This is a genomic window from Paraburkholderia sp. (assembly GCF_049581445.1).
Lineage (GTDB): Bacteria > Pseudomonadota > Gammaproteobacteria > Burkholderiales > Burkholderiaceae > Paraburkholderia.
In genome coordinates this window covers 1-8,614 of sequence record NZ_JBAURZ010000111.1, presented here as the reverse complement: position 1 = coordinate 8,614, position 8,614 = coordinate 1, and the positions used below count along the sequence as shown (strand labels likewise).

Genomic DNA, 8,614 nt, shown 5'->3' with positions numbered 1-8,614 from the left:
CGCCTGCTGCGCCTTGAACAGCACTTCTGCGGCGGGCGAGCGGCATACGTTGGCGTGACAGACAATCAGAACGTTGTCGAACATAGGCGCTCTCCTTCCTTTCAATTCAGCGCGTGGTAGCCGCGCTGGTCTGACGCGCGGCCGCGGGCGTGAGGTGCGTCACAGTGGCGCTGTTGCGTGGCGCCTCCGCGATTGCCGCTTCGGGCCGTGCGTGCTGGCGGCCAATGGCGTGATACTCGATGCCGAGTTCGCTCATTGCTTCCGGTTCGTACAGGTTGCGGCCGTCGAAAATGAGCGGCGTGCGCAGATGCTGCTTCAGGCTGCCGAAATCAGGACTCTTGAAGACCTTCCACTCGGTGAGAATTACCAGTGCATCGGCACCGCGCGCCACGTCCATTTCGTCACTCTCGAACGTGAGACGCGCGTGCTGTTGCGGTACGTCTTGCAGATCGACCGCGAACACGCGCTTCGCTTCGTCAACCGCTACCGGGTCATAGGCCTTCACGCGTGCGCCGCGCTTGAGCAGTTCCGCGATCAGCGGTCGGCTCGGCGCTTCGCGCATGTCGTCGGTATTGGGCTTGAACGCGAGGCCCCACACGCCGAACGTGCGTCCCGACAGATCGTCACCGAGCCGCGAAACGATCTTGTGCGCGAGAATCTTCTTCTGCGTTTCGTTGACGGCCTCGACGGCCTCCAGAATGCGCAGGCTTTGCTTACGTTCGACGGCGGTGTTGATCAGCGCCTGCACGTCCTTCGGGAAACACGAGCCGCCGTAGCCGCAGCCCGCGTACAGGAAGTCGTAGCCAATGCGCGGATCAGAGCCGATCCCGCGACGCACTGCTTCGATGTCCGCACCAACGCAGTCCGCCAGATTGGCGAGTTCGTTCATGAACGAAATGCGCGTGGCGAGCATCGCGTTCGCCGCGTATTTGGTGAATTCGGCCGAACGCACATCCATGTACAAGGTACGTTCGCGATTGCGGTTGAACGGCGCATAGACGCGCTTCATCAGTTCACGGGCCTTTTCACCCGGAACGTCCTCGTCGCAGCCCAGCACGATGCGGTCGGGCCGCGTGAAGTCTTCGACAGCGGCGCCCTCTTTGAGGAACTCCGGGTTCGACACCACAGAGAACATATGCTGCGCGCCACGGCTAGCGAGTTCCTCAGCGATTGCTTCGCGCACCCGCACCGCGGTGCCGACCGGTACCGTCGATTTGTCGACGATCACCTTGAAGCCGGTCATATGACGGCCGATATTGCGCGCGGCAGCCAGCACGTATTGCAGATCGGCCGAGCCGTCTTCGTCGGGCGGCGTGCCTACCGCGATGAACTGGATATCGCCATGCGCGACCGACGCGGCGACGTCGGTCGTGAACTTCAGGCGCCCCGCCTTGCGGTTGCGCGCGATGATCTCCTGCAGGCCCGGCTCATGGATCGGCACGCCGCCATTGTTGAGCACGTCGATCTTGCGCTGATCGAGGTCGAGACAGAGCACGTCGTTGCCGATGTCGGCAAGGCAGGCGCCCGTCACGAGGCCCACATAGCCGGTACCAATGATCGTCACGTTCATGAATTACACCTCGGAGATTTGAAGGGTTCTAAAACAGGGCACACGCCTCATGGCATGCGCGCTCAATACGCGTTGCTGCCCACGAAGCCTTTCCACAGCGTCAGCACGACGATCTTGAGGTCGAGCCAGAAGGTCCAGTGCTGCATGTAGTACAGATCGAGCTTCACGCGCCCCATCATTTTTTCGATGCGGTCGGTCTCGCCGCGGTAGCCGTTGATCTGCGCCCATCCGGTGATGCCCGGCTTGATGCGGTAGCGGTGCATGTAGCCTTTCACCAGATCCTTGTAGATGTCGTCGTGTTCGAGCGCATGTGGACGCGGCCCCACTACCGACATCTCGCCGCGCAGCACGTTGATGAATTGCGGCAGCTCGTCGAGGCTCGTGCGCCGCAAAAATGCGCCCACTGCCGTGATGCGCGGATCGCGCCGTGTGGCCTGGGTGATCTTTCCGGCGGTTTCGACGTGGACCTTCATCGAGCGAAACTTGTAGATCTCGAACTGGTTGCCATCGATACCCTTGCGCTTCTGGCGAAAGAACACCGGCCCCGGCGATGACAACTTCACCATCACAGCGATCACCACCAGCAGCGGCGAGAGCGCAGCGAGCGCACCCAACGCGAACAGCCGGTCGAACACGCGCTTGGGCAGCACACGCAGATCCGTGATTGGCGAGGCTGCCAGGTTGATCGCCGGCACGCCGAGCAGATCGACCATCGGCTGGCTGAACAGCGTCAGGCTGCGGACGTCCGGAATAAAGCGGATGTTCACGAAGTCGTTGCGCAACTCCATCACGAAGCGATTGATGGTCTTCTCCTTCGAGATCGGCAACGCGAGCCAGAGTTCGCGGATGGCACGCTGACGCACCAGCTGGATCATCGCCGTGAAGTCGCGTTCGACGGGCACGCCTTCGATGGCCTGCACGACATCGGGGTCCTGATACGGATCGATCGCGCTGTCTTCGTCGTACATCACAAGCGGACTGAAGCCCGCTTCCGGACGGCTGCGCATCTGTTCGATCAGAAACTTGCCGTACGGCGCGCTGCCGACGATCGCCACGCCTTTGTGATTGAAGCCTTCGCGGCGCAGTCCCTTCAACACCGTGTACACCAAGGTCTTGCTGACCATCAGCAGGGCAATCACGGCGACGGCCCAATAGACCAGCCACAGCCGCGAGAGCAGCTCCGAGCGGTGCAGGCTGAAGCTGATCAGCACGCCCGTGGTTTCCACCACCAGCCATCCGCACGAGACACGGAACAGCAGGTCCATCAGGGGCTTGCCACGCCACGACAGATAGATACCCAGCGCAGGAAAGAACACCACCACCAGCAGGCAATCGAACGCCAGCGACATGCTCTGCATGTCATCCAGCCACACCCAGCGCCCGTTATGCACGGCTGCCGCGATCAGGGCGCCCAGGGCGACCATCGCAATGTCGATGATTCTCGATAGAACGCTCAGCATGCGCTGCACCTCAGTTCGTCAGTCAAGTTCCATCCGTGAAGTAAGCGGAGGTCCGCACCATGTGAAACACAAAGGCAACCGGCACCCGGCGCTCACGCGCTGCGTGATTTTCATTGGCATGGCAACTGCCATTGGAATGAAAACCCAATGGCGATTTCAATGACAATGAGGACGCTGCGTGATTCGCCCGATTTACCGGCTCCGGCTAAACCGGAGACGCAAGTCAGAATGCGTGATTACCCGTACAGGCTAGATAAGGCGGCATTAAAATTCGCGCCGCAAGGGCGTAAAAAATCTCAAAATGTATCGTTACAAATTACCTATTTTTGGTTGAATTATTTGGGTAATTATTACCGAATCCACCGCCAGCGGGGCCTTGAGCAAAGGGGAAAACGGCCGTTTTAGGTCATCAAGCTAAGCAACCCGCACCGCAAGCCTGGCAGAGCGACCGTCTCCGTAGCGATGTTCGTTCTGCCTAAAAATATACCCCGGTAATTTCTCTCTATTATTTTTCGATTTTTTTAATATTTTAATTGCAACGTCAATTATTTTATTCGGGCCGCCTTAATTCTGACATTTATTTTTAAGCGTATCGATTTATCGTGCTTTTATTAGCCAATTACGCCGTGATACAAATCGACGTACTCACCCAGTCTCGAGGAAATCACCATGACAGCAACGGTCACGGCGTCCGACGCCGACGTCCGGCAAGGCACCGCCCCATCTCTGAACGTCAAGCTGAAGGTTCATCCCGTGATTCTTGCGGGCGGTTCCGGCACACGCCTGTGGCCCATGTCGCGTGAACAGTATCCGAAGCAGTTGATCGGCCTGCTGGGCGACGACTCGCTGCTGCAGTCCACCACGCATCGGCTCGATGCGCTTGACGCCGGTCACCCGCTCGCTGAGCAGTTGATCGTCGTGGCCAATGAAGAGCACCGCTTCACCACCGCCGAACAACTGCGCACCAGCGGCAAAGCGAGCCGCCTGATTCTCGAACCGGTTGGCCGCGACACAGCACCTGCGTTGACGGCAGCTGCCCTGTCGATTGCCGCGCACGACAGTGACGACATCATGGTAGTAATGCCGGCTGACCACGCGGTTGCCGATCTCGATGCGTTCCACGCCGCGGTGGCCGCTGGCGTGCAGCATGCCGTCGACGGCCATATCGTCACGATGGGCATTGTGCCGACGCATGCGGAAACCGGTTACGGCTATATCCGTCTCGGCGCGCCGATCATCCGCGCGGGCGCGGCAGGAATCAATAGCGCGACCGGTGCGCATCGGCTCGATCGCTTCGTCGAAAAGCCGCATCTGGAACTTGCGCAGCGATATATCGATTCTCAGGACTACTGGTGGAATAGCGGCATCTTCATCATGCGCGCCTCCACCTGGCTGGTGGCAATCCGTCATTTCCAGCCGGCCATTTTCGATGCCTGCGCCGAGGCGTATACCGGCGGCAAGGCAGACGGCGATTTCTTCCGGCTGCAGCGCGCGGCGTTCAGCGCGTCGCCGTCCAATTCAATCGACTATGCTGTGATGGAACAGCTGAGCAACGATGCGTCTATCGCGACGGGCGTCGTGGTGCCGTTGAAGGCAGGTTGGTCGGATGTGGGTTCATGGGATGCAATCTGGCAGATCCTGCCGAAAGACGACACCAACAATGTCGGGCGCGGCAATGTGATGTTCGAAGGCTCGGCCTCGACGTTCGCGCATTCCGAGGGCCGGTTGATTGCCTGTGTGGGCACGCGGGATCTCGTGGTGGTCGAAACCGCAGACGCCGTGCTGGTTGCCGACAAATCGCGCGTGCAGGATGTGAAGAAGATCGTCGGCCGTATCCGCGCCGAGGGAGGCGCACAGGCGTTGAACCATCGCAAGGTTCATCGCCCGTGGGGCCATTACGATTCGGTCGATAACGGCGAGCGTTTCCAGGTCAAACGCATCGTCGTGAATCCGGGCGCACGGCTGTCGCTGCAGATGCACCATCACCGCGCCGAACACTGGATCGTGGTGCGCGGCACCGCCCTCGTCACACGTGGTGAAGAGCGCCTGATCCTCTCCGAAAACGAGTCGGCTTATATCCCGCTTGGAACGACGCACCGCCTCGAGAATCCCGGCAAGATGCCGCTGGAGATTATCGAAGTGCAGTCCGGCTCCTACCTGGGCGAAGACGACATCGTACGGTTCGACGACAAGTACGGACGGCAATGAACAGCGCCCACGGGCTGCTTATCAGCAGCCTGTGGGCGGGTTCATCAACGAATCACGCACCAGAGGCGTCTCAAGCATTGTTTCATGCATGACGCTTCATGCTGTGCGGACCCTGCGGCGGCCCCTGCCGTTCGCAGGCTGCTGCGCCATCACTTGACGCGGACATCCCTGACGTAGACATCATCCGGCGTGCGAAATAAATTCCGTCACCGTCGGAAACCGCTCCGTCACGCTATCACCCGCTGCATCACCCGGATAACGGCGCAGCGGCGCCCGCAATGCGCTAACGGGCGAGTTTAGCGGCGTCCCTAACGCACTATTTAGCGGTCCGTGCAACGGCCCGCTCATCGAACTGGTCGAGCCGGTCGTTGGCGGCGCGTCAGCACGGACCCCGGCCGAACTGACGGTCGCCGTGTTCGGCATGGTTCGCACGCCAGGCAACGGCCGTGAATAAGCGCCGGGCGCCTGCGCATTGGCAGCCGCCGCTGACACGGTGCGGCACTCCCGGTCAATCCATTGATGAGCCCACTCCAGCGCATACTCCTGCGCCCCCTTCGGTTCGGCGAAGCGCGGCCCAACGAGGCCGGAACGCTCGACGCGGCGGCCGTCCTTCTCGATCTCTGCCCAGGCCCGGTACATGGCGTTCGGCACGTGCTCAGCCGCGACATAGATCACGTAACCGCGCCACGCAAACGTTTGCGTCTCACGAGCAACAACGCTCATGGGCAAGAGACCACGCGTTTGCCGGCGATGAGGATTCACCCCGGACTCCGTAACCGGAGTACTAACAGCCTCGCTTTGTGCCTCTTCACGAGGCACGCCGCCCGACAACTGGCGGGTCATATCGGCAAGGGGATCAAGCGAGCGCCCGCCCAGGCCCACGCCAGCAGGCGTCTGCCACGATTCGGGACTTTTCCAGCTGACGCCACGCGGGCTGTCGTCGCGCGCACTCGCGGCCTCAGGTTGCGGCGCGGGTTTGGCGGCGACAGGCGGCGAAGCTTGCGGCACATACACAAATGTGCGGCCCGTTTGCGTCAGCAGACGGATCATCTCAGTGAGGGTGCCATTCAACTGCCACTCCTCGAAACGGCGCCGGCAGGTCGGACCTGACGGATAGCGGCCTGGCAGTTTCGACCAGGGTTCACCGGTTGAGAGAATCCAAAGGACGGCATTCGCCACAATACGTGGTTCGGCGCGCGGCCGGCCGCGTCGGTTTAGACGGACCGCCGGCTCGTCAGAAACAAGCGCTGCGAGCAGCGCCCATTCATCATTATTTAACTCATCGAAAAACATGCGGTTCTCCACACAGCCCTGGCCAGGCTGCGGCGTTGGACAGTCACGAATTCAGCGTGAACGATTCGTGTAGTGCCCGCGGTTGCACAAATATTGTTTTTACGATCCGGCTGGCGCAAGAAATTCGCACTGGACTAGTGCGAATGTTCCCCACCCCGAAGCACAAACCTGGTCTCACTCGTGCATTGGAGAATTTGTGCACGAAGCATACCATCGTCAGGGTTTGTATCAATATGCCAAAGACAGTTGTTACGCCTGGAAACAATCTTGTCCTTTTTGCGGCGTTGATTTTTGAATTGCTGCAGCAGAATTTCACGCGGCCGTAACAGAGCGATGGGCTCTCTCACAGCGCACTGGATTGCAATGGCGTGTTTATTCGCTCTAAAGCGCTTGCAATTTGTTTATTCTTTTTTTGAATCTTTTAATGGCGTGGCAGAGCGGCTTTGCGCCCGGTGCTAACCGCCGTGAATGGCGGTGCCGGTCGGGCCGTCTGTCGTTGTCCTTTGCGTGGGGCATCCGCGCGCTGCGGATGCCGCCGAAGCCGTCGCACGCCGGGATCAGCGCACCGGATTCGAGGCTTGCTCACCCGCCACGGTCTTCCATGGCCGCACACGCCAGCGTGTCACCAACCCCTCCCGAACGTAAGGATCGGCCTGGGCAAAGGCTTCCGCGACGGCTGGCGTTTCCCCCTTGAACAACAGCACCGCGGTATCGGTGGGTTCTTCGAGCGCACCGCCCAGCACCAGTTCGCCCCGTCCCGCAGCCGCCCACGCCAGTTCCAGATGCTCGTCGCGCCATGCCGCGCGACGCTCCAGATAGTCGCCACACAGGTCGTACATCAACAGGTAATGCATGGTCATGTCTCACTCCTTAGCCAGCCAGAAAGTCTCACAAAGTCAATAGCACGCATACTCAACAATTACATTTATTACGGCATTTATTGCCGATGTTTAATGGTGTTGATTGACACATTCCTATGCGACGGTGTGATGGATCTGAATGCCTGCATAAGAGAACAATTAATCAGGCAGTCAGCCACTCCATACGATGTCACAACGATTTTCCTCTACGCATTTCCATAGGGATTCCATAACAATTTTCAACGCGCTTTTTATCCAGCCTTCGGCGCGTGGCGCCAGGTGCCGGCAGGTTCGAGCGCTGCGCACCGGATCGCGATATGCGATGCGTGGCGAGGGTAAATCCGCAGCGCTTCCTGTCAACCGGCTGACATCCTGATCCGTTTTCACCTACAGTTTTGCCATGATAATGCTGGCGGCCGATTGCCCGTCATTCGCCCAGACGCCCGGTTGTACGACTACCAACAACAGTTTCACCACCGATGGAGTGTCCCATGAAGATCCAATCCGCAATCGCTACCCTCGTCCTCGGCGCTGCGCTCGCCGCACCCGCGTTCGCTGACAATAGCCAGCAGTCGAAGATGACGGTCTGCAACAAGCAGGCCGGCGACAAGAAAGGTGACGACCGCAAGGCCTTCATGAAGTCATGCCTGTCGAGCGCCCAGCCGGACGCCAAACCCATGACCCAGCAGGAAAAGATGAAGGCCTGCAACGTGCAGGCGGCTGACAAGAAAGGCGACGATCGCAAGGCCTTCATGAGCACCTGCCTGAGCAACAAGAGCTAGGAATCCTCTAGCCTGGCCCTTTCCTGATGAGTCAGGCTCTCGCCGAGTGCATTGGACATGCGCAGTGTGTCCAATGCACTCAGCCGCCTTCTACCCCACCTTTCAAGCTCATTCGCCCGAGTCGGCGGTTTTCTTCTATGATGGCTGCGGAGACGGCCCATTACAAAATACGAAGCCCATCGGGCCGCCATCTTGTCGTTGATGCCATGTGCATCGAACGGAGGCAAGAATGGTATGGAGACACAAGAACCGCTGGTTCAGGCGGTGGCTGGTCGTCATCGTCTTTTGGGCGGTGCCGGTCGCGATCGTCGCTGTGCGCGAGATTCAGGAAGAGATGGCCTACAACGCTGTCGACCTCGATCGCTCACTGACCACGTGGAATCTCACTGACGCACAACGCGCCGCCGGCGCGGCCGCCCGCTGCCACGGCGAGCCCGATGA

Annotated in this window: 6 protein-coding genes and 2 pseudogenes; 3 read left to right on the top strand and 5 right to left on the bottom strand. The window is 59.8% G+C overall.

From position 1 onward, the window contains the following. From WCA85_RS09975 to WCA85_RS09965, 3 genes and pseudogenes are all read right to left on the bottom strand, one after another. A pseudogene (locus WCA85_RS09975) lies at positions 1-84 on the bottom strand (low molecular weight phosphotyrosine protein phosphatase); the annotation flags it as partial. 22 nt (positions 85-106) lie between these two features. Further along, a complete protein-coding gene (locus WCA85_RS09970; protein ID WP_424063337.1) occupies positions 107-1,570 on the bottom strand; it encodes a UDP-glucose dehydrogenase family protein in 1,464 nt (487 codons plus the stop codon). A 62-nt stretch (positions 1,571-1,632) separates the two neighbouring features. Continuing rightward, complete coding sequence (locus WCA85_RS09965; protein ID WP_424063335.1) at positions 1,633-3,030, bottom strand: undecaprenyl-phosphate glucose phosphotransferase; 1,398 nt, start codon at positions 3,028-3,030, stop codon at positions 1,633-1,635. Positions 3,031-3,699: 669 nt separating this feature from the next. Between WCA85_RS09965 and WCA85_RS09960 the strand changes: the two genes are divergently transcribed. After that, on the top strand, positions 3,700-5,238 hold the full coding sequence (locus tag WCA85_RS09960) for a mannose-1-phosphate guanylyltransferase/mannose-6-phosphate isomerase (RefSeq protein ID WP_424063333.1): 1,539 nt from the start codon (positions 3,700-3,702) through the stop codon (positions 5,236-5,238). Between the two features lie 180 nt (positions 5,239-5,418). On the opposite strand, the gene WCA85_RS09955 is transcribed toward WCA85_RS09960, so the two are convergent. Further along, positions 5,419-6,531: a transposase gene (locus WCA85_RS09955; RefSeq protein ID WP_424063332.1), complete on the bottom strand. Its 1,113-nt coding sequence runs from the start codon at positions 6,529-6,531 to the stop codon at positions 5,419-5,421. Positions 6,532-7,088: 557 nt separating this feature from the next. Further along, positions 7,089-7,385 (bottom strand): YciI-like protein, encoded by a 297-nt coding sequence (locus tag WCA85_RS09950; RefSeq protein ID WP_424063339.1) that lies wholly within the window; start codon positions 7,383-7,385, stop codon positions 7,089-7,091. A gap of 497 nt (positions 7,386-7,882) precedes the next feature. On the opposite strand from WCA85_RS09950, the gene WCA85_RS09945 reads away from it, so the two are divergent. Continuing rightward, positions 7,883-8,173 (top strand): PsiF family protein, encoded by a 291-nt coding sequence (locus tag WCA85_RS09945; protein WP_424063331.1) that lies wholly within the window; start codon positions 7,883-7,885, stop codon positions 8,171-8,173. 229 nt (positions 8,174-8,402) lie between these two features. Continuing rightward, a pseudogene (locus WCA85_RS09940) lies at positions 8,403-8,614 on the top strand (hypothetical protein); the annotation flags it as partial.

Excerpts from the sequence above, each read along its gene's own strand:
- WCA85_RS09970 (WP_424063337.1), bottom strand. The coding sequence starts at position 1,570 with ATGAACGTGACGATCATTGGTACCGGCTATGTGGGCCTCGTGACGGGC.
- WCA85_RS09965 (WP_424063335.1), bottom strand. The coding sequence starts at position 3,030 with ATGCTGAGCGTTCTATCGAGAATCATCGACATTGCGATGGTCGCCCTG.
- WCA85_RS09960 (WP_424063333.1), top strand. The coding sequence starts at position 3,700 with ATGACAGCAACGGTCACGGCGTCCGACGCCGACGTCCGGCAAGGCACC.
- WCA85_RS09955 (WP_424063332.1), bottom strand. The coding sequence starts at position 6,531 with ATGTTTTTCGATGAGTTAAATAATGATGAATGGGCGCTGCTCGCAGCG.
- WCA85_RS09950 (WP_424063339.1), bottom strand. The coding sequence starts at position 7,385 with ATGCATTACCTGTTGATGTACGACCTGTGTGGCGACTATCTGGAGCGT.
- WCA85_RS09945 (WP_424063331.1), top strand. The coding sequence starts at position 7,883 with ATGAAGATCCAATCCGCAATCGCTACCCTCGTCCTCGGCGCTGCGCTC.